The sequence below is a fragment of the Kluyvera huaxiensis genome (assembly GCF_040149365.1).
Taxonomy (GTDB): Bacteria; Pseudomonadota; Gammaproteobacteria; order Enterobacterales; family Enterobacteriaceae; genus Kluyvera; species Kluyvera intermedia_A.
The window spans coordinates 1-19690 of sequence record NZ_JBEFLV010000038.1 but is presented as its reverse complement, the minus strand read 5'-3'; the positions used below and the strand labels follow the sequence as shown (position 1 = coordinate 19690).

Genomic DNA, 19690 nt, shown 5'->3' with positions numbered 1-19690 from the left:
ATAGAGTACTCGGCTACGAACCGAGCGGTCGGAGGTTCGAATCCTCCTGGATGCACCATCTTTTACTTTGTACGGCATTAGCGGTATAGAGTATCGGCAGTAAAGCAGTAATCTGATTGCATCCATAGCTCAGCTGGATAGAGTACTCGGCTACGAACCGAGCGGTCGGAGGTTCGAATCCTCCTGGATGCACCATCTTCTCAAAATCCCAAAAAAATTCCCTTTCTGCAGTATCTCATTTATTTCTGAACGTTTAATTCACACTTTTCTCATTGGCAACCTATTCTTTCCTCTATAATTTATCGCTGTATACGCCCATTTTCCGGCGACATTACTGCAAGGAGAGAAATCCATGAAATGGTTCAAAGCAATGGCGGCGTTTTGCGCAACGCTTCTGGTGGCTGTCTCGCTGTCTGGCTGCGCGGGTTCGTCAACCAAGGAAAGTACCGGTGGCTACATTGACGATACGGTCATCACCACCAAAGTGAAAACGGCGCTGTTTGGCGACAAAGAAATCAAATCCAGCGAAATTAATGTGCAGACCTTTAAAGGCCGCGTGCAGCTCAGTGGTTTTGTTTCGTCATCCACCGATGCTAAGCGTGCGGTAGAGCTCACGCGGCAGGTGCAGGGCGTACGGCTCGTTGAAAACGACATGAAAATTAAATAATTGTCGAAAGTCAGAAAGTGAAAGGCGCCCAACGGCGCCTTTGTTGTCTCTACGGCTGGCAGCGACAATGCGCCCCTTTTACGATAAAGTAACATGACATTATCCGATGGGTGAGAAGACGATGTACGAGCGCTACGCTGGATTGATTTTTGATATGGATGGCACCATCCTTGATACCGAACCGACGCATCGTAAGGCATGGAGAGACGTGCTGGGGCGCTACGGTATGCGTTTTGATGAACAGGCAATGGTGGCGCTTAACGGCTCTCCGACCTGGCGTATTGCGCAGGCTATTATTGAAAGCCATGAAGCCGATCTGGATCCCCATCTTCTCGCGCGAGAAAAAACGCAGGCTGTCAAAGATATGCTGCTGGATTCGGTCACCCCTTTACCGCTGATTGACGTGGTGAAAGCGTGGCACGGCCGTCGCCCAATGGCGGTAGGGACCGGGAGTGAAAGCGCAATTGCAGAGGCCCTGCTCGCACATTTAGGTTTGCGCCACTATTTTGCCGCCGTCGTCGCCGCCGATCATGTCAAACAGCATAAACCTGCGCCGGACACCTTCTTACTGTGCGCCGAACGTATGGGCGTGGCGGCAGAACGTTGTGTGGTATTTGAAGACGCTGATTTTGGCCTTCAGGCCGCAGCCGCTGCGGGGATGGATGCCGTTGACGTGCGTCTACTGTGAATGAACTTCTGGCGCTGGGATCGCTGTTTGCAAGCAGCTTTCTCAGTGCGACGCTGCTGCCAGGAAACTCTGAAGCTGTATTGGTTGCATTGTTACTTTCCGGGGCCAGTAAACCTTGGCTTTTAGTAGCAATAGCAACAATGGGTAATAGCCTTGGCGGGGCAACTAACGTTATTCTTGGTCGTTTTTTCCCATTACGCAAAACATCGCGTTGGCAGGAAAAGGCAGTTGGCTGGCTACGTCGTTACGGCGCGGCTACGCTACTGTTGAGCTGGATGCCAGTCATTGGCGATTTGCTGTGCCTGCTGGCAGGGTGGATGCGCATTTCCTGGGGACCGGTACTCTTTTTTTTATGCCTTGGTAAAGCGTTACGCTACGTCGTTGTGGCGGCGTTGACGCTCCAGGGCATGACGTGGTGGCACTAATTGGAGGGTAGGTGGACTAGTCCCCATCTCCGCGAAGACAATTATGCTTAATAAAATGAATTCGACAGGCGGGAGGTCAATTTGATCCCGGACGTATCACAGGCGCTGTCCTGGCTGGAAAAACATCCTCAGGCTCTTCAAGGGATCCAGCGTGGTCTTGAGCGCGAAACTCTTCGTGTTAATGCCGATGGCTCATTGGCAACAACCGGTCATCCGGAGGCGTTAGGCTCCACGCTGACCCACAAATGGATAACTACGGACTTTGCCGAAGCGCTGCTGGAGTTTATTACTCCGGTTGATGGCGATATTGACCACATGCTGACGCTATTGCGCGACGTGCACCGTTATACCGCACGCCAGCTAGGCGATGAGCGTATGTGGCCGCTGAGCATGCCGTGCTACATCGCACCGGGCCAGGATATCGAACTGGCGCAGTATGGCACCTCTAACGTTGGCCGCCTGAAAACGCTGTATCGTGAAGGGCTGAAGAACCGCTACGGCGCGTTGATGCAGACGATTTCTGGCGTTCACTATAACTTCTCGCTGCCGATGGCATTCTGGCAGGCGAAATGCGGCGTGCATGATAAAGAAGCGATTTCTGCGGGCTATTTCCGTCTGATTCGTAACTACTATCGCTTCGGCTGGGTTATCCCATATTTGTTCGGTGCCTCCCCGGCTATTTGCTCTTCATTCCTGCAGGGCAAACCGACGACGCTGCCGTTTGAGAAAACCGACTGCGGCATGTACTACCTGCCTTACGCAACCTCGCTGCGCCTGAGCGACCTGGGTTATACCAATAAGTCGCAAAGCAATCTCGGAATTACGTTTAACGAATTGCATGAGTATGTGGCAGGATTAAAGCGGGCGATCAAAACGCCGTCGGAAGAGTATGCGCGCATTGGTCTTGAGAAAGACGGCAAGCATCTGCAGATCAACAGCAATATTCTGCAAATCGAGAATGAGCTGTACGCGCCGATTCGTCCAAAACGCGTGACCCGCGACGGCGAAACGCCATCTGATGCTCTGCTGCGCGGCGGCATTGAGTACATCGAAGTGCGTTCGCTCGACATCAACCCGTTCTCGCCGATTGGCGTTGACGAGCAGCAGATCCGCTTCCTGGACCTGTTTATGGTGTGGTGCGTGCTGGCCGATGCGCCGGAAATGAGCAGCGATGAACTGCTGTGTACCCGTACCAACTGGAATCGCGTGATTCTGGAAGGGCGTAAACCGGGTCTGACGCTGGGCATCGGTTGTGAAACCGCGCAGTTCCCGCTGACCAAAGTTGGTAAAGACCTGTTCCATGACCTTAAACGCGTCGCACAGACGCTGGACGGCATGAACGGTGGTACTGAGTATCAAAAAGTCTGTGATGAACTGGTGGCCAGTTTTGATAACCCAGATTTAACCTTCTCCGCTCGCATTCTGCGTTCTATGCTTGAGAGTGGAATTGGTGGTACTGGTAAAGCACTGGCGGAACAGTACCGCACGATGCTGCGTGAAGAACCGTTAGAAGTGCTGAGTGAAGATGATTTCGCGAAAGAGCGTGATGCGTCCAGAGAGCGTCAGCGTCAGATTGAAGCAGCGGATAGCGAATCGTTTGAAGCGCTGCTGGCGAGACACGCTTGATACAAAAGAAAAAGGCCACATCACTGTGGCCAAAATATACATCTCTAAATCAGGGATGATGATAACAAATGCGCGTCTTTCATATACTAAGACTGGCATTGGAACAAAGAGTTCAGTTTATTTTAAAAAAAATCACATTATCCTGAAGCAGAACGAGACGTATTGCATAAAGTTGATTCTACTCAATGAGTTATGTTTTTAACTTGGTAGAAAAAAGTGCAATGTCCGGGAGCATGAAGGTGATATCGGAGGTTACGAAATGCCGTTGTTAGATAGCTTCACAGTCGATCATACCCGTATGGAAGCCCCAGCCGTTCGCGTGGCGAAGAAGATGAATACCCCGCACGGCGACGCAATCACGGTTTTTGACCTGCGTTTTTGCATACCAAACCAGGAAGTGATGCCGGAAAAAGGGATCCACACTCTGGAGCACCTGTTTGCGGGCTTCATGCGTGACCATCTGAACGGTAACGGCGTTGAAATTATCGATATCTCGCCGATGGGTTGCCGTACTGGCTTCTACATGAGCCTGATTGGCACGCCGGAAGAGCAACGTGTCGCGGATGCCTGGAAAGCGGCCATGGCTGATGTTCTGAAAGTGAAGGATCAAAACCAGATCCCTGAACTGAACGTTTACCAGTGTGGCACCTACCAGATGCACTCGCTGAGTGAAGCGCAGGATATTGCTCGTCACATTATTGACCGTGGTGTACGCATCAACAGCAATGATGAACTGGCGCTGCCAAAAGAGACTCTGCAGGAACTGCACATCTAGTTTTCGCGCCTGAAAAATAGCTAAAACCCCGGGGTTCTCTCCGGGGTTTTTATTTATTCGTCATTTGAATGTATTGACCTTAATTATTATATAAATAAATTCATTTGTTTTTATTTTATGCCGCGAATGGACAAGGTAATCGCCTGCTTGGAAATAATTTATTTACCGGTCACATAAAATGAAAAACATAATCGTATAGCAGAAAAACATAATGGACCTCGCCCCCAGAACTGTAAAAAATACGCTCCTGACAAATCGGTTTTGTTCGATAAAATAAAAATGGAGTTTATATGCCTACAGGGGATAGAGTTTCTATCAGAGAAAAGGTTGGCTACAGTCTTGGCGACGCGGCTAGCCACATTGTGTTCGACTCTTCAGTTGCCATTCTCGCTTATTTTTACACTGATATTTACGGTCTGCCTCCAGCGGTAATGGGAACGATGTTCCTGCTGGTTCGTTTACTTGATGCGATTACCGATCCCATTATGGGCGCTATTGCTGATGCAACCTCAACGCGCTGGGGACGTTTTCGTCCATGGCTGTTAGCCATTTGCGTACCGTTTGCGGTGAGCTGCGTGTTGGTTTATTCCGTGCCTTCATTTGGTGACACGGGAAAAATTATCTACGCGGTAGCGGCCTATATCTTTATGACCCTGATGTATACCGCGATTAACATTCCTTATTGTTCTTTGGGGGCGGCACTGACCTCCGATCCGCGTGAAAGCCTTTCTCTGCAGTCCTGGCGTTTTGCAATTACGCCTATCGGCGGCGCATTGGGGACGGCGCTAATCCTGCCGCTGGCCGATTTCCTCTACCCTAGCGATAGAGCTACTGGTATTCAGGTGGCTATGGCTCTCTTCGGCTGTATTGGCTGCCTGATGTTTATCATCTGTTTCTTCACCACCAAAGAACGCGTCCAGCCCATCAAAGAGGAGAACCTTAATATTGCGCGCGACGTGAAAATTCTGTTCAAAAATGACCAGTGGCTGATCCTCTCGGTTTACAACTTTATGATGCTGGTGGCCGTTGTGCTGCGCGGTGGGGCGGTGGTTTATTACATCAATATTGTCCTGAATAAAGGCGCTGATATTATTACTTTGTTTATGTTAGGCGGGATGTTTGCCTCGATGGCAGGCTCGGTTCTGGCCAAGCCTTTTGGTACGCGTTTCTGTAAGGTGAAACTCTCATTCTGGATTAACTTACTGACCGCGGCATTCGGCATTATTTGTTTTGTGATACCACCGCAGATGTGGGTAGCTGTATTTATTATTCATATTATTATCTCAACGATTCAGGGCGGCAATGGTGCCCTGCAATGGTCAATGATTACTGATGCAAATAATTATGGTGAATGGAAAACTCAGCGCCGAATTACCGGTATGAACGTCGCCGCCAATATATTTGTCATTAAGCTCGGCGTTGCGGTAGGGGGCGCTATTCTGGGTTGGGTATTGGCATATTTCCATTACCAGTCAGGTGTGTCTACGCAGTCCTCTTCGGCGGCTCAAGGCGTGATGCTGCTCTTTACGATTGTTCCAGCGGTGTTCTATGTATTGACGGCGTTCTCCATCAAGTTCTATGGTCTGAACGAAGCCAGAATGAATCGCGTTGTTGATGATCTGAAAAAAGGCGCATTTGCCCATTCGTAAAAAAAGGCCAGCTCGTTTGAGCTGGCCCTTTTTCTTAGTGAGCGCCTCCGCCACCACCCCCAGCACCGAACGGCGGCTTGGCAAACCACACCAGCCCCAACAGCACCAGGAATATCCCAGCCGAAATCCAGAAGATCTCGTTGGCAGAAACAATCAGCCCCTGATTGGTTATCTGCTGGGCTATCCAGCCGGAAGCCTGCTGCTGAGTCATCCCCATGCTTTGCAGCTGATCGTACATCTGCTGAGCATTAGGGTTGAACGGCGTCACGGATTCCGTGAGCTGCGCGTGGTGCATAGCCTCGCGGTTGGTCCACAGCGTGGTGGTTATCGATGTCCCGATAGAGCCTGCCAGCGTACGCGTAAAGTTCGACAGGCTCGATGCGGCCGCCAGACGCTCAGGCGGTAGCCCGGAGAGCGTGATGGTGGTCAACGGCATGAAGAAGCACGCAACGGCGAAGCCCTGAATAAACTGCGGCCACGCCGACGCGCCGAAGTCCATCCCCGGCTCGAAGGTATAAGCACGCCAGTAGAAACAGACGGCGTACATGATAAAACTGAACGTGACCAGACGGCGCATATCCAGCTTATGGGCAAAGCGGCCGATAATCGGCGACAGAATGACGGGGATTATCCCAACCGGCGCTGACGCCAGACCTGCCCACGTGGCGGTGTAGCCGTAGACCTCCTGCAATAGCTGCGGCAGCAGAACAATGGCACCGAAGTAGAGCATATAGGCCAGACTGATACACAAACAGCCGATGGTAAAGTTTCGCGATTTAAACAGCGAGAGATCGACTATCGGGTTGTCGTCGGTGAGCTCCCAGACAATCAGGAAACTTAGCGAGACGACCGCCACCACGGTCAGTACGATTATCTCGGTTGAGTTAAACCAGTCGAGCTCTTTACCCTGGTCGAGCATAACCTGCAGGCTACCGATCCCCAGCACCAATAGCGCGAGGCCGATGCCGTCGATACGACGCTGTTCGGTTCGCGTTTCGCGTCCCCGCAGGCTCTGAAGGCTCAATAACACTACCAGAGCACCGATAGGCACGTTGATGAAGAAGATCCAGCCCCAGTGGTAGTTATCGCTGATAAAGCCACCGAGGATTGGCCCGCAAATTGGTGCCACAATCACCGTCATCGACCACAGCGCCAGCGCAATAGAGCGCTTGGCCGGTGGGTAGTTGCTGAGTAGCAGACTCTGCGACAGCGGAATCAGCGGCCCGGCGACAATCCCCTGGATGACGCGGAAGAAGATGAGCATGCTGAGGCTGTTGGACATCCCGCACGCCCACGACGCGATGACAAAGGCGACGGTTGACCACATGAAAAGTCTGACCTCACCGACGCGCTTCGCCAGCCAGCCAGTAATCGGGATCGAGATGGCGTTGGCCACCCCGAATGAGGTAATAACCCATGTCCCCTGGCTCAATGAAGAGCCAAGGTTCCCGGCAATCGTGGGGATAGCCACGTTGGCGATGGTGGAGTCAAGCACCTGCATGAATGTCGCAAGCGACAGCGCAATGGTCATAATGACCAGCTGCGCGCCTTCTAGCGGTTTTTGCGGTTGCATTACGCGCACCCCAGCATTAGTTGGCGTTGGCCTGGACGATGTCGTTAATCAGCTTGTTCACCGGTTCGAGGCTGATTTCACGCGCATTGCTTTCGTATACCGGGCTGGTGCGGATCTGGTTAGCCAGCATCTGCCCTTCACGGTTGGAGGTGTCCACTTTAACCAATGTCGACAGGCCAATACGCAGCGGGTGTTTCGCCAGCTGGTTGGCATCCAGTTCAATACGCACCGGCAGACGCTGGACGACTTTGATCCAGTTACCGGTGGCGTTTTGCGCCGGCAGCAGGGAGAAGGCGCTACCGGTACCCATGTCCAGACCGACCACTTTACCGGTGTACTTCACATCATCGCCGTAAATATCACTGATGACGGTCACCGGCTGGCCAATACGCATGTGCGCAAGCTGCGTCTCTTTAAAGTTAGCATCAACCCACAGGTTGCTTGCTGGCACAACGGCCATCAGCGGGGTGGTTGGGCTAATCTGCGCACCCGGCTGCACGGAACGACGGGAAACGTAGCCGCTCATCGGGCTGACGATTTTGGTACGCTGCAGCGCAAGCCACGCGTTACGCACATCGGTTGCTGCCTGGCGAACGGTAGGCTGTTCTTCCAGCGTGCTGCCGAGGATCATCGCCTGGTTGGCGTTGTACTGCTGAATGGCGACGTTCAGGGCTGCCTGCGCGCTAGTGACGGCGTCTCTGGCGTGCTGCAGTTCTTCGCGGCCAATCAGGTTGGCGCTGCCCAGCGGAATACGACGGTTAAGGTCGGTCTGCGCCTGCGACAGCGTGGTTTTGCGGATCTCGATGTTAGCCTGCAGCTGTTTGTTGTTGATCATCAGCTGGCGCATCTGACGTACGCTGGAGGCCAGCGTGGTCTGTGCTTTTTCGAAAGCCTGTTGGGCATCGGTCTGGTCCAGAGTCACCAGCACGTCGCCTTGTTGGATGTAGTCGGTGTTATCGGCCCAGACTTTGGTGACGCTACCGGATACCTGCGACATGATTTGAACCTGGTTGCCAGCCACGTATGCATCATCGGTTTCCTCGAAGTGACGCAAGACTAAAAACCAGTAGCTGCCATAGATAATGCCAATAATAACAAAGAGCAAGGTCAACAAGATGAGGATGCGATTACGCTTGCCTTTCTTGTTGGCGGGTTGCTGCGGGGCTTGAGTCTCCGCATTTGCGCTCATGTGATTCTCCACATTCTTATTATTTATATCGGCTTAAGCCGACTTGTTTACCGTAAAAAGCCAGCAGGGATTATCTGCTGGCCTGTTTGTTTTCGTTTTTATCGCGGTAGTATCAACGCAGGGCGTCAAGCACTGTGCCATCCTCTTCCATCTGGTCCAGACGGGTAAGAAGTTTGCGGGTGATATGTTCGAGCTGGTCTTTCTCTGCGTGGCTTAATGACGACCAAAGCTGGTGCAGGCAGTTATGCTGAGGAGGCAGAACCTCGTTCAGGAACTCACGACCTTTGTCGGTGAGCTGCAGATGCAGACAGCGGCGGTCATTGTCGCTTTCGCGGCGTTCAATCCAGCCGCGTTTTTCCAGCTCATCGGCAATGCGGGTGGCATTAGTACGCGATGAGCCCAGCGCGCAGCTGAGTTCGGAGGGCTGAATACTGTGATTTTCTTGAGACTCCAGCGTGATTAGCGCCATAAACAACGTCTCGTTAATCCCCTGTGCTTTCAGCATCTTATTGCGATTATCCAGCAGTTTGCCTTGCATGTGCATGCAAAGACGGGTCAGCAGAATTTCCTGGAACGGAAAATCTTCGCTGCGGCTGGCGCGGAATTTTAGCATTTGTTCAATGGGCGTAAACGAACTATCCATCTGGGCATTACCTCATTAGTTACAGTCGATATAGTAACGAGGGTGACAAATAAAGTAAATGAATTAATTGCCGTAATTTATGTAGATAATCTATGACATACGCGCGCCGGGCGACTGGACCCGGCGTTCGCTGCTTTATTCCGCTTCCTGACGGTGATAGCCCCACCTCCACACCAGCAGATTGGCTACTGCCATCAGGCTACCCGCCAGACAAACGCCCAGCCAGCCCGCATGCTGCCATGCCGAGGCTGATAGCAGTGAACCTGCCGCGCCGCCGATAAAGTAGCTGGTCATATAGCCTGCCGTCAGACGGTTACGCGCATCGGGCTGCACCCGGTAAATGACCGTCTGGTTGGTGATGTGTACACCCTGTACCATCAGGTCGAGGACCAGAATGCCGATAATTAGCGCGATTGCCGAAGTGTGTCCAAACCAGATAGCCACCCATGACAACAGCAGGAGCACCAGCCCCCACGTGGTGGTCAGATGCGCTTTACCCTTATCGGCCAGACCGCCAACCGGACGTGCGCCCAGCGCCCCTGCGGCACCCGCCAGGCCAAATAGGCCGATGGTGGCCTCCGAGTAGTTAAACGGTGCGCCGGACAGCAAAAACGCCATCGAAGTCCACAGAATGCTGAAGTTGGCAAAGGTCAGGCAGCCCAGAAGCGCGCGGGTGCGCAGCAGTTTATCGTGAGTAAAGAGGCTAAAAATCGACCCCAGCAGTTGCCCATAGTTAAGGTGGTTCTGCTGTTTGAGCGTTGGCAGACCGCGCCACAGGGCCAGTGCCAGCAGCACCATGAGCACGGTGGCAACCCAGTAAACGGTACGCCAGCCGCCAAGGCTTGCCAGAAGACCTGCGACGGTACGTGCCAGCAAAATACCGAGCAGCAGCCCGCTCATCACCGTCCCGACCACCTTACCGCGCTTTTCCGGCGCAGCGAGGGTGGCGGCCAGCGGGACCAGCAGTTGCGCCACAACCGAGAACAGGCCGGTGAGGGCGGTGCCCAGAATCATCATCGCCAGGGAGGTGCTGTTAGCGGTGATAAGCATTCCGCCTGCCGACAGCAGCGTCATGGTGACAATCAGCCGACGACGCTCAAACATATCGCCCAGCGGAACCAAAAACAGCAGCCCGCAGGCATAACCAAGCTGGGCGGCAGTGACGATAAAACCGGCCTGGCTGGCGCTCAGCGAAAAGTTGCGGGCGATGGTTTCCAGCAACGGTTGAGCATAGTAGTTACTGGCGACCGCCAGCCCCGTGGCAATCGACATTAAGGCGATAAGTGCTGGGCTAAGCCCATGCGAAGGTTTGGTCATTGTTTAAGAAATTGTTGGGGAGAATGTTAGTAATCATAACGAAAGGCGGCGGGGAAGGGGAAAATGTCGGGTAGCGGAATGTGCCATTGCGATTGTGGGGAAACTCCCGGCGCCTTGTGCGCGCCGGGAGAGGTGGAGCTCGTTAATTTACTTCTGCGCAGCCAGCGCTTCTTTAACCCAGCCGTCAAATACCTGCTGGTGAGCTTTCACCCAACCATCAACCTGACCCTGAACGTCGGCTTCGGATGATTTACCGTCATGCATCATCGCGTTCTGCGCGTTGATATCGGAAAGTGGCAGCTTCATGATGGCAAACAGCTTCGCCGCTGCCGGGTTTTTCTCGGCCCAGGCTTTGTTCGCCACAATGTGCATGGTGCTGACCGGGAAGCCGTAGTTGGCACCGTTAGACAGCTTGGTATCGATATCTTTCTGCACGCCCGGCAGGGAAGAGAACGGTACCTGCAGCCATACCACGTCTTTACCCGGCTTCAACACGTCGCTCACCCAGTACGGTGTCCAGGTGTAGTAGATAACCGGTTTACCTTCTTTGAAACGGGTGATGGTGTCGGCCATCATCGCCGCATAGTTGCCCTGATTATGTTCGACCGTTTTGGTCAGGTCATAGGCATCTAACTGGTGGTTAATGACCGCTTCGCAGCCCCAGCCGGGGTTACAGCCCGTCAGGTCGGCTTTGCCGTTGCCGTTGGTGTCGAACAGTTTGGCAATTTTCGGATCTTTAAGCTGTTCGATATTGGTGATGTGGTACTGGTCGGCGGTTTTTTTATCGATCAGATAACCCTGGGCCGCGCCGTTGATCAGCGTCCCTTCACGATAGAATTTCTTGTCGCCGCCTGCGGCTTCATACATATCGTCATGCAGTGGGATCCAGTTTACGGCGGTGAAGGTGGCATCACCGGCGGCAATCGAGGTATAGCCGACGTTGTAATCCACTTCGTTTGGTTTATCGACGGTGTAACCCAGTTTTTCCAGCGCACGGCTGACCAGCAGCGTCTGGAAGGTCTCTTCAGACAGCGTGCTTTGTATCGGCTGTACGGTAATGCCTTTCCCCGGCTGGTCAGCGGCGAAAGCGCTGGTGGAAACCAAAGTGGCGAAAGCGGTAGCAAAAACTAATGAGTGTCGCATCGTTGTTCCTTTAATAGTGATTGTTGCGGAGCATTGGCCCGACGCACGCCGGGCCAATACGATGGTTACTTAGTGAAGGGGCGAAGAAGCAGACCCAGAGGGCCGGTATGGAACCAGCGGCGGTTGCCACGGCTGCGGGAGTCGCGACCAACGGCCTGGGTTAAGCGGTCAAGAATGATCGCCAGGATGACAATCCCCACGCCGCCCACGGTGGCAAGGCCCATATCGAGACGGCCGATACCGCGCAGTACCATCTGACCGAGACCGCCGACGGCAATCATCGAGGCGATAACCACCATCGACAGCGCGAGCATCAGCGTCTGGTTGACGCCGGCCATAATGGTTGGCATCGCCAGCGGCAGCTGGACTTTAAACAGCATCTGGCGCGGGCTGGCACCGAAGGAGCGCGAGGCCTCAATCAGGTCAGCCGGAACCTGGTTAATCCCCAGAATCGTCAGACGCACAATGGGCGGCAGGGCGAAGATAATGGTAACAACCACCCCCGGTACGTTGCCGATACCAAACAGCATGACGATAGGCACCAGGTAAACGAATGCCGGCGTGGTCTGCATGGCATCAAGCAGCGGACGAATGATTTTCGCCGCCCGTGGGCTGCGCGCTAGCCAGATACCCAGCGGTAGACCGATAACCACGCAGAACAGTAGCGCGGTCAGCACCAGCGCGAGGGTTATCATTGCCTGTGACCAGGCGCCAATGGCACCGATGACAATTAATGAAATTAAGGTCGCCACGCCCATGCCAACGCCGGAGATTTGCCAGGCAATCAGGGCAAAAATCACGATAGCTACCGGAGCGGGCATTCCCAGCAACAGCTGCTGGAACGCGCTAAGGATATAGTCGATGGGAACGCGGATCCCCTGGAATACCGGACGGAAGTGAGTCACCACCCAGTCGATCCCGTGAGTGACCCAGCTATCGAGCGGAATCAGCGTTTTATGGAACGGATCCATAATATTGAAGTGCTCGGCCTGCGGTGCGGGCGCGCTGTGCAGCCAGTCTGCACCGCCGCCGTCTGCGGGCGTTGATGAACCCCACGCGTCGGCAGAATTTGCCGCACTGTCTGCGGCCGGTGTGGTATCCCACGGATTTGATTGATCAGCCATTGTTTGCCCCCTCGCGATCTAATGCCTGTAGCAGCATTCTTTTTGAAATAACGCCGACGTACTGCTGTTCTTCTCCAACAACCGGTACGGCGCAGGGGGCGTGGCCCACCTGAGAGAGTAATTCGCTGAGCGGGGTTTGCGCATCAACGGCTACGGGCTCATGAATGAGCGCAGCCTCAATTCCCTGATTTGCCTGTAACGCTTCTTTCAGTGAATCAATGGATACGATGCCGACAAATTTATTACCTCGTTCGATGACATAGCCATATTCACGATCGTCATCCTGTAATAATTTTAAGGCCGAGCGGGGACCAAATCCTGGCGTTTTTCGGATCAATGCATCCGGATTACGGCGAGCAATATCTTTGGCACTAAATACCTGGCTAATATCTACACCGCGGAAGAAGGTGCGGACATAATCATTGGCTGGATTATTCAGAATTTCATCTGGAGTACCGACCTGTACCACTTCACCATTTTGCATAATGGCAATGCGGTCACCAATTCGCATCGCTTCATCGAGATCGTGGGAAATAAAGACCACGGTACGCTGATGTTTGGCCTGTAATTTTACCAGCTCATCCTGCATCTCTGTGCGAATTAATGGGTCGAGCGCCGAGAAGGCTTCATCCATTAATAGAATATCGGGGTTAATCGCCAGAGCACGGGCAAGGCCTACGCGCTGACGCATCCCGCCGGAGAGTTCATCCGGGTAGGCGTGGGCATAATTCTCAAGGCCGACCTGACGCAGCGCATCCAGCGCTTTGGCCTGACGTTCTTGCGCCGGTACACCGGCCAGGTCCATGCCAAAAGCGGTATTATCCAGTACGCTCATGTGCGGCATTAGCGCAAATGACTGGAAGACCATCGCAATTTTTTTACGACGAACATCGCGAAGCTCGGCATCGGATATTTTGGCAATATCAATACCGTCAATCAGCACCTGCCCGCGAGTGGGTTCAATCAGACGATTGAGAAGGCGTACCATGGTGGATTTACCGGAGCCGGATAACCCCATGATGACAAATATCTCGCCTTCTTCAATGGCCAGACTGGCGTCTTTTACGCCAAGTGATAACCCTGTCTTATCGAGAATTTGTTCTTTGTTGAAACCTTTCTCGATATATTTAAATGCTCGCTGTGGGTGTTCGCCGAATATTTTATAAAGATTCTTCACTTCTAATTTAACTGCCATGCAATATAAGATTTCCTATTTTTAGTTTGTGTCGATATGTTACCTGATGAAAATAATGACCTGTTTTATACCCTAGCATACTGAGACGATGTGACAACCCTCAATCTGTACCCATCTGAAATATGGACAAGGTGATTATGGCTGAATTTCCCATGATATAAGGGCTGAGGGCGAATTGTGGATGGCTGATTTTTTTTGCAAATTAGCATAAGAAATCTGGTGGAGATCTAATTATCGCTATAAATATTGCCTGATAATTCAACCTAAAATGCCGAAGGGTATTTGTATGATGATGGTGATTTTAAAAGAAATATCCGGGTGAAAATCAGGGGATATTCTACCGGGAATAGATGGGGTAATTATCAAAAAATGACGCCCATAAATAGTGATAATTTATGGGCGATGATGGCTTACATTCTCATGCCGACGGCCAGACGGTTAAAGGCGTTCATCAGGCTGATGGCAAAAGTCATATCGCTTATCTGTTCGGCGCTGAAATGCGCCAGCAGCGGTTGATAGACGTTGTCTTCGGCATGCGTTTCGGCAACGTGGGTCAGGTCTTCAGCCCAGGTCAAGGCAGCACGCTCCGCATCGCTGAAGTGATTACTCACTCGCCAGCCTGCCAGCGCATCCAGTTTGCTCTGATCGACACCGGATTTACGCAGCACCTTACTGTGCATCTCAAGGCAAAATGCGCAGCCGTTAATTTGTGAAACGCGCAAATACAGCAGTTCAAGCAGCGTGCGCTCCAGCGAGCTTTTTTCCAGTGCGACACTGGCCTGAACCAGCCCGGCATAGACGGCTGGGCTCAGTTCACTATAGGGTTGGCGTAATTCAGTCATGATGTCACTCCTCGTTCAAGATGGGGCAAAAATAGCACTATAATGGTCTTAAAAAGATAGCCATATTAAGAGTAAAAAATAAGACCATGAAAGCAAAAGATGCCCCGCGTTATCAGCAGATAGCCAGACAGCTTAAGGCCGCAATTGAACAGGGGGAGTTGACCTCCGGCAGGCGTCTGCCTTCCAGCCGGGTTTACGCTCAGGAACTGGGCGTTTCCCGAGTGACGGTGGAGAACGCCTATGGCGAGCTGGTGGCTCAGGGCTGGCTTGAGCGACGCGGGCAGGCGGGAACGTTTGTAAGCGATCACTTAACCGTTCAGCCGCTGACTGCAGAGCCACTTGGATTTGGTGGTGAGCAGTCCGAGCCTCAGCCTTTTCAGCTTGGGCTGCCCGCGTTGGATCTCTTTCCTCGTGGCCTGTGGGCCCGGGTGATGGGGCGGCGATTGCGAACCCAGACGCGTTTTGACCTTGCGCTGGGAGATGTGTGCGGAGAAAGCACGTTGCGCCAGGCGCTGGTGGAGTATTTGCGTCTTTCGCGCAGTATCGAATGCGAGGCTGAGCAGGTATTTATTACTTCAGGGTATGCCGCCTCGATGAGCCTGATTCTACAATCGCTGGGCGGACGCGGCGAAACAATGTGGGTAGAAGATCCGGGGTTCCCGCTTATTCGCCCGGTAGTCGAACAAGAGGGCGTGACGCTTTCTCCGGTGCCGGTGGACGCGGAGGGGATGGACGTCGAGTGGGCGATGCAGCAGGTTCCTGACGCTCGTTTTGCCCTGTTGACCCCGGCGCATCAAAGTCCCACCGGGGTTGCGCTTTCGCTACCCCGTCGTCGACAGCTTCTGGACTGGGCCGCTCATCATCAGGCGTGGATAATCGAAGACGACTACGACAGCGAGTTTCGTTATCTTGGCAAGCCGCTGCCGCCGTTGAAAAGCCTGGATGCGCCGCAGCGGGTTATTTATGCCGGAACGTTCAGTAAATCGCTGTTCCCGGCACTGCGCACGGCGTGGCTGGTGGTGCCTTTGCCGCTGGTAGCCGAGTTCCGTCGCCAGGCGCAGCGCCTGGCCTGCCCGGTACCGCTACTGTGGCAGCAAACGCTGGCGGACTTTATACGCGAAGGGCATTTCTGGCGGCATCTGAAGAAAATGCGCGTGCACTATGCGCAGCGTCGCCGCTGGCTCGAAGAGGCGCTCGCGGCGAATGGATTTCAGGTGGTGGAGCAGTTAGGGGGAATCCAAATGGTGGTGGCCGTTGAGGGCGATGACAGGGCGATGGCGTATCAGGCCCGGTGTGCCGGGCTGGCGGTGCAGGCGGTGAACGACTGGCGTATCGCCAATAGTGGTCATGCTGGCCTGATTATGAGCTTTACCAATATTATCTCGCAGAAAATGGCGCAGCAGCAGGTTGCGGCGTTGAAACAGGCGATTAAATAAAAACCCCGGATTATCAGGGATAATCCGGGGCAGACGCGTTTTTATTATCTACATCATTGTGGTTATATTATCGACGGCATCCTAATAATATGCCAATAAATATCCCCACCGCCGCGGCAGCGCTCACACTTTGCCACGGTTTATCGTGAATATAGCTATCTGCGGTGTCGGCAACATCGCGGACGCTTTGCTGCAAGCGGCTGCGTCCGTGAATGCGCGCGCGGGTTTCACTGAGCAGAGATTTCGCCTGGCGGCGGGCGGTCTCAACTTCATCCTTATTATCGCTGGCCCAGCTCTTGAGGATTCCTTCGAGACTATCAGCTAATTGGCTGACATCATTATGAATATCCTGTGCCTCTTCATCTGCTTCATTGCGGTTAAATGGCTTAATCATTACGGTCTCCCCGAAATTTGATAGAACCTTAAGTGTAGGCCATTCGACATAATTTGCCGGGAATGAGACTGTTTGTGGAATTATCTGAAAGCGAGGCGAATACTGATTACGGTAAGGTGGCGATGCAGTAAAAGATGACGAGGAAAACATATGTATTTACGACCTGACGAGGTGGCGCGCGTTCTTGAAAAAGCGGGCTTTACCATGGATGCGGTAACGCCAAAAGCATACGGCTATTGCCGTGGTGAGGATTACGTTTACGTTAACCGCGAAGCGAGAATGGGACGCACGGCGCTGATCATTCATCCGGCATTAAAAGAGCGCAGCTTTAAATATGCCAATCCGGCTTCTGATATTAAAGCGTGCGATCACTATGAGCAATTTCCACTGTATGTTGGTGGCGCCGTTGAGCAGCATTACGGTATTCCGCATGGCTTTAGTTCGCGTATGGCGCTAGAGCGGTTTTTAGATGGGCTATTTGGCGAGAACGTATAAATAAATGACTGGCCTGGCCAGTCATTTATTTCACTGCAATCAGGCTTTCGCCTGCGCGTACTGTTCGACACGGAACAGGCGACGACAAAAGTCGAGGAAGTAGCCGTAAACGGCACCCATCACCAGCGAGATTACCGCGTTTGAACTGACTGCTGCCGCTATCTGGTGCCAGTCAGCACCGACACTCAGCAGAATCAGCACGTACACCGGAGACTGGAAGGTGATGTACGCAATGGGATCTGCCACTCTCTTCATCCAACCCGCCGGGGTAATTTTCGCGGCTTGTCGCATCACGAAGTCACGATACATACCGTATGGCCAGGCAATAATAATGTTGACTGGGATTGCCACCAGACGGGATGAAAGTGACTGCTCGAAGGTCATTCCTGAGAGAAAAATTTCAATCATCATGTTCACGACGGAACAGTAGACAACCATGGCGAAAGTGTCTGCTGCCGCATGACGCAGGCGTGACTGCGCAGAGAACATCGGTATGCTCCTCGAAAAATGGACGGTTAACACAGAGAAAATCGTGTTTACTGGCGTTTTGGTTTGGTTTATTTGACGTGTATAGGTTATCTATCTGCAATAAAACAAACAACTAGTGAAAAATTTTTATTTAAGGCGTTTTTGTCGATAAAATACTCTGTAGCAGATTGTTTGTCTGACACCGCGCTATTTTTGTTTTTTATGTTTGTTTTTCATTTATAAATCATGGTATTGCGTTTTGTTTGGCAATGGAGTGAAAAGACAGAGATACACGTGTTTTTTGGTGTGAAGGAGAGTTTGGTGTTTTTATTGTGATTTTAATCACGTTTGGCTTTTTTATCCGAGTTTATGCCGGTTGGTTAGTATTTAATTCTGCTGTCTTTTATTTGAAAGTATGCGTGATTTCTGAGTAATCATTCATTGTTAGGCGGGGTAAGAGAAAGGATATGCGGTGAGCTGCGCCCACCGCCGGATAATATCAGCAGACGCCGAAATCACCGTCTTCTTGATACGGGGCAACGTCGCTGTTCTTCAGCGTGTATTGTTTACCCTGTTCATCGCTAGCCTGTACGGCCACGATGCTCTCTTCGTGCGCTTCAATAACCTTTAATTTTGGTCCACCCATTTTCGGTTGAACCAGATCGCCAGGTGCAAACATCAAGATGCTCCTTTGTTATCCATTGTCATTAACACACTCGTCGGAAAACGGACTCGCGCGAGAAGAAATCAGCGTCGGTTCCACGGCATGATGGCAAGCAGCCGCGCCATGCCGCAAAATCCGGTTACGCCAGCCAGGGTTAATCCAGCGCCAACAAACGCACTAAGCAGGAAGAATGCGCTGGAGACGCTATACCCGAGCACGACGCCCAGTAAAATTAACACGCCGGCAGCAATCTGTACCTGGCGCATAAGAGGTAGAGGCTGCGATTTATCCTCCACGGTCGCCAGACCCGCTTTTCGCCATGCCTCGATACCGCCTTCGACGACCTTCACCTGCGCCGGCGCGGCGGCGGCAATCAGCTTACTCAAATGATTGCGCGTCCGGTTGCCGGACTGGCAGTGAAAAATCACCACCTCGTCAGCGCCTGCCTGCAACATTGCGCCTTGTTCCAGCGCAGCCAGCGGCAACAGTCGGGCGGCAGGAATATGTTCACGTGCATACTCATCGGCATCACGAATATCGATAAGACTGGCACCCTGCTCAATGAGCGCAAGCGCCGCGGCTGGGGAGATATGTTCAACGGTCATTTTATGTTTCTCTCAGGGGCAGTAGAGCGTTTTTAACGTGGCGACGATCTGCTTCACCGCGTCGTTTTTAATAAAATAGTGAATGCGCTGCGCGTCGCGCTGGCTGTCAATGAGCCCTTCTTCGCGCATTCTGGCGAGATGCTGGGAGGTCGCGGATGGGCTTAACCCGGTGATTTTTGCTAAGTCACCGGCGCTGGTGCCTGGGGCATCGCACAGCATACAAAGGATCAGCAGCCGGTTAGGATTGCTCATTGCTTTTAGCAGCGTGGCGGCTTCGCTGGCGCGTGTCTGGAGAAGTTCGCTGTCGTTCATCTTAGTTTAGTGTTTGCTTAATTAAGAGGACACTAAACTAAAAGCATTAAGAGCGCCAGTAAAAGATCAATTTGTTAATGAATATGTTGATTTATCGGCTGATTGTATATTTGGCGGCAGTATAGGGAACTATTGCTCATGAGATTGTTCTTAGTTTTATTTATGCAAGCGCATTTTTTGTCACAAATAGAATGCAATATCATGCATAGAAAGGTTAATTTCGTTACCGCAATGCTGCTAGTGTTAAATTTATTTCGGGGTATATATTTTTAATGTTTTATTTTCCGTGGGTGACTACTAACATTTCACAAACCTTGTTGATTTTTATTTAAGCAGGTTAAATTTTTTCACTGCTACTTTACTAAGGAAGGTGCGAATAAGCGGGGAAATTCTTCTCGGCTGACTCAGTCATTTCATTTCTTCATGTTTGAGCCGATTTTTTCTCCCGTAAATGCCTTGA

General features: G+C 52.2%; 21 protein-coding genes and 1 tRNA gene. 9 read left to right on the top strand and 13 right to left on the bottom strand.

The window, feature by feature from the left end:
* The first annotated feature begins 118 nt into the window (after nt 1-118).
* The 7 genes from ABOC97_RS23345 to ABOC97_RS23315 all read left to right on the top strand — a co-directional run bounded on the left by ABOC97_RS23345 (nt 119) and on the right by ABOC97_RS23315 (nt 5830).
* Nucleotides 119-195, top strand: a tRNA-Arg gene (locus tag ABOC97_RS23345).
* A gap of 157 nt (nt 196-352) precedes the next feature.
* Nucleotides 353-667, top strand: a complete 315-nt coding sequence (locus ABOC97_RS23340; RefSeq protein ID WP_234503055.1) for a BON domain-containing protein — start codon at nt 353-355, stop codon at nt 665-667.
* A gap of 121 nt (nt 668-788) precedes the next feature.
* Nucleotides 789-1355 (top strand): fructose-1-phosphate/6-phosphogluconate phosphatase, encoded by a 567-nt coding sequence (yqaB, locus tag ABOC97_RS23335; protein WP_349602200.1) that lies wholly within the window; start codon nt 789-791, stop codon nt 1353-1355.
* A complete protein-coding gene (locus tag ABOC97_RS23330; protein WP_061284467.1) occupies nt 1352-1780 on the top strand; it encodes a YqaA family protein in 429 nt (142 codons plus the stop codon). Before yqaB ends, ABOC97_RS23330 begins: the two co-directional genes overlap by 4 nt.
* A gap of 81 nt (nt 1781-1861) precedes the next feature.
* Nucleotides 1862-3406, top strand: a complete 1545-nt coding sequence (gene gshA / locus ABOC97_RS23325) for a glutamate--cysteine ligase (protein WP_349602197.1) — start codon at nt 1862-1864, stop codon at nt 3404-3406.
* Nucleotides 3407-3665: 259 nt separating this feature from the next.
* Nucleotides 3666-4181, top strand: coding sequence for an S-ribosylhomocysteine lyase (luxS, locus tag ABOC97_RS23320; protein ID WP_234503063.1), 516 nt, complete (start codon nt 3666-3668; stop codon nt 4179-4181).
* 290 nt (nt 4182-4471) lie between these two features.
* Nucleotides 4472-5830, top strand: coding sequence for a glycoside-pentoside-hexuronide (GPH):cation symporter (locus tag ABOC97_RS23315; RefSeq protein WP_349602195.1), 1359 nt, complete (start codon nt 4472-4474; stop codon nt 5828-5830).
* Between the two features lie 34 nt (nt 5831-5864).
* On the opposite strand, the gene emrB is transcribed toward ABOC97_RS23315, so the two are convergent.
* The 8 genes from emrB to ABOC97_RS23275 form a co-directional block, all read right to left on the bottom strand.
* Nucleotides 5865-7403, bottom strand: a complete 1539-nt coding sequence (emrB, locus tag ABOC97_RS23310; protein ID WP_234503065.1) for a multidrug efflux MFS transporter permease subunit EmrB — start codon at nt 7401-7403, stop codon at nt 5865-5867.
* A 16-nt stretch (nt 7404-7419) separates the two neighbouring features.
* Nucleotides 7420-8592: a multidrug efflux MFS transporter periplasmic adaptor subunit EmrA gene (gene emrA, locus ABOC97_RS23305; protein WP_349602193.1), complete on the bottom strand. Its 1173-nt coding sequence runs from the start codon at nt 8590-8592 to the stop codon at nt 7420-7422.
* 112 nt (nt 8593-8704) lie between these two features.
* Nucleotides 8705-9235 carry a transcriptional repressor MprA gene (gene mprA / locus ABOC97_RS23300; protein ID WP_234503071.1) on the bottom strand — a complete coding sequence of 177 codons (531 nt, stop codon included), beginning with the start codon at nt 9233-9235 and terminating at the stop codon, nt 8705-8707.
* Nucleotides 9236-9370: 135 nt separating this feature from the next.
* Complete coding sequence (locus ABOC97_RS23295; RefSeq protein ID WP_349602190.1) at nt 9371-10552, bottom strand: MFS transporter; 1182 nt, start codon at nt 10550-10552, stop codon at nt 9371-9373.
* A gap of 147 nt (nt 10553-10699) precedes the next feature.
* Nucleotides 10700-11695: a glycine betaine/L-proline ABC transporter substrate-binding protein ProX gene (gene proX, locus ABOC97_RS23290; RefSeq protein WP_349602188.1), complete on the bottom strand. Its 996-nt coding sequence runs from the start codon at nt 11693-11695 to the stop codon at nt 10700-10702.
* A 65-nt stretch (nt 11696-11760) separates the two neighbouring features.
* Complete coding sequence (proW, locus tag ABOC97_RS23285) at nt 11761-12819, bottom strand: glycine betaine/L-proline ABC transporter permease ProW (RefSeq protein WP_349602186.1); 1059 nt, start codon at nt 12817-12819, stop codon at nt 11761-11763.
* The gene (gene proV / locus ABOC97_RS23280; RefSeq protein ID WP_234503082.1) at nt 12812-14014 is read right to left on the bottom strand and encodes a glycine betaine/L-proline ABC transporter ATP-binding protein ProV; all 1203 of its coding nucleotides are present in this window, start codon (nt 14012-14014) and stop codon (nt 12812-12814) included. Before proV ends, proW begins: the two co-directional genes overlap by 8 nt.
* A 410-nt stretch (nt 14015-14424) precedes the next feature.
* Nucleotides 14425-14856 carry a carboxymuconolactone decarboxylase family protein gene (locus ABOC97_RS23275; protein ID WP_349602184.1) on the bottom strand — a complete coding sequence of 144 codons (432 nt, stop codon included), beginning with the start codon at nt 14854-14856 and terminating at the stop codon, nt 14425-14427.
* Nucleotides 14857-14942: 86 nt separating this feature from the next.
* Between ABOC97_RS23275 and pdxR the strand changes: the two genes are divergently transcribed.
* Entirely contained in the window at nt 14943-16292 is a 1350-nt protein-coding gene (gene pdxR, locus ABOC97_RS23270; protein ID WP_349602182.1) for a MocR-like pyridoxine biosynthesis transcription factor PdxR, read from the top strand.
* A gap of 67 nt (nt 16293-16359) precedes the next feature.
* Here the strand turns inward: pdxR and ABOC97_RS23265 are convergent, their stop codons facing one another.
* The gene (locus tag ABOC97_RS23265; protein WP_234503091.1) at nt 16360-16686 is read right to left on the bottom strand and encodes a DUF883 family protein; all 327 of its coding nucleotides are present in this window, start codon (nt 16684-16686) and stop codon (nt 16360-16362) included.
* A 150-nt stretch (nt 16687-16836) separates the two neighbouring features.
* Between ABOC97_RS23265 and ABOC97_RS23260 the strand changes: the two genes are divergently transcribed.
* Nucleotides 16837-17181, top strand: a complete 345-nt coding sequence (locus ABOC97_RS23260; RefSeq protein WP_234503094.1) for a DUF2002 family protein — start codon at nt 16837-16839, stop codon at nt 17179-17181.
* 39 nt (nt 17182-17220) lie between these two features.
* Here the strand turns inward: ABOC97_RS23260 and ABOC97_RS23255 are convergent, their stop codons facing one another.
* The 4 genes from ABOC97_RS23255 to ABOC97_RS23240 form a co-directional block, all read right to left on the bottom strand.
* Complete coding sequence (locus ABOC97_RS23255) at nt 17221-17670, bottom strand: L-alanine exporter AlaE (RefSeq protein WP_349602180.1); 450 nt, start codon at nt 17668-17670, stop codon at nt 17221-17223.
* Between the two features lie 478 nt (nt 17671-18148).
* A complete protein-coding gene (locus tag ABOC97_RS23250) occupies nt 18149-18328 on the bottom strand; it encodes a hypothetical protein (RefSeq protein WP_234503100.1) in 180 nt (59 codons plus the stop codon).
* A gap of 68 nt (nt 18329-18396) precedes the next feature.
* Nucleotides 18397-18918: a rhodanese family protein gene (locus ABOC97_RS23245; RefSeq protein WP_349602178.1), complete on the bottom strand. Its 522-nt coding sequence runs from the start codon at nt 18916-18918 to the stop codon at nt 18397-18399.
* Between the two features lie 12 nt (nt 18919-18930).
* Nucleotides 18931-19230, bottom strand: coding sequence for an ArsR/SmtB family transcription factor (locus tag ABOC97_RS23240; RefSeq protein ID WP_234503107.1), 300 nt, complete (start codon nt 19228-19230; stop codon nt 18931-18933).
* Between the last annotated feature and the right edge of the window lie 460 nt (nt 19231-19690).

Excerpts from the sequence above, each read along its gene's own strand:
- ABOC97_RS23340 (WP_234503055.1), top strand. The coding sequence starts at position 353 with ATGAAATGGTTCAAAGCAATGGCGGCGTTTTGCGCAACGCTTCTGGTG.
- yqaB (WP_349602200.1), top strand. The coding sequence starts at position 789 with ATGTACGAGCGCTACGCTGGATTGATTTTTGATATGGATGGCACCATC.
- luxS (WP_234503063.1), top strand. The coding sequence starts at position 3,666 with ATGCCGTTGTTAGATAGCTTCACAGTCGATCATACCCGTATGGAAGCC.
- ABOC97_RS23315 (WP_349602195.1), top strand. The coding sequence starts at position 4,472 with ATGCCTACAGGGGATAGAGTTTCTATCAGAGAAAAGGTTGGCTACAGT.
- emrB (WP_234503065.1), bottom strand. The coding sequence starts at position 7,403 with ATGCAACCGCAAAAACCGCTAGAAGGCGCGCAGCTGGTCATTATGACC.
- emrA (WP_349602193.1), bottom strand. The coding sequence starts at position 8,592 with ATGAGCGCAAATGCGGAGACTCAAGCCCCGCAGCAACCCGCCAACAAG.
- mprA (WP_234503071.1), bottom strand. The coding sequence starts at position 9,235 with ATGGATAGTTCGTTTACGCCCATTGAACAAATGCTAAAATTCCGCGCC.
- ABOC97_RS23295 (WP_349602190.1), bottom strand. The coding sequence starts at position 10,552 with ATGACCAAACCTTCGCATGGGCTTAGCCCAGCACTTATCGCCTTAATG.
- proX (WP_349602188.1), bottom strand. The coding sequence starts at position 11,695 with ATGCGACACTCATTAGTTTTTGCTACCGCTTTCGCCACTTTGGTTTCC.
- proW (WP_349602186.1), bottom strand. The coding sequence starts at position 12,819 with ATGGCTGATCAATCAAATCCGTGGGATACCACACCGGCCGCAGACAGT.
- proV (WP_234503082.1), bottom strand. The coding sequence starts at position 14,014 with ATGGCAGTTAAATTAGAAGTGAAGAATCTTTATAAAATATTCGGCGAA.
- ABOC97_RS23275 (WP_349602184.1), bottom strand. The coding sequence starts at position 14,856 with ATGACTGAATTACGCCAACCCTATAGTGAACTGAGCCCAGCCGTCTAT.
- pdxR (WP_349602182.1), top strand. The coding sequence starts at position 14,943 with ATGAAAGCAAAAGATGCCCCGCGTTATCAGCAGATAGCCAGACAGCTT.
- ABOC97_RS23265 (WP_234503091.1), bottom strand. The coding sequence starts at position 16,686 with ATGATTAAGCCATTTAACCGCAATGAAGCAGATGAAGAGGCACAGGAT.
- ABOC97_RS23260 (WP_234503094.1), top strand. The coding sequence starts at position 16,837 with ATGTATTTACGACCTGACGAGGTGGCGCGCGTTCTTGAAAAAGCGGGC.
- ABOC97_RS23255 (WP_349602180.1), bottom strand. The coding sequence starts at position 17,670 with ATGTTCTCTGCGCAGTCACGCCTGCGTCATGCGGCAGCAGACACTTTC.
- ABOC97_RS23250 (WP_234503100.1), bottom strand. The coding sequence starts at position 18,328 with ATGTTTGCACCTGGCGATCTGGTTCAACCGAAAATGGGTGGACCAAAA.
- ABOC97_RS23245 (WP_349602178.1), bottom strand. The coding sequence starts at position 18,918 with ATGACCGTTGAACATATCTCCCCAGCCGCGGCGCTTGCGCTCATTGAG.
- ABOC97_RS23240 (WP_234503107.1), bottom strand. The coding sequence starts at position 19,230 with ATGAACGACAGCGAACTTCTCCAGACACGCGCCAGCGAAGCCGCCACG.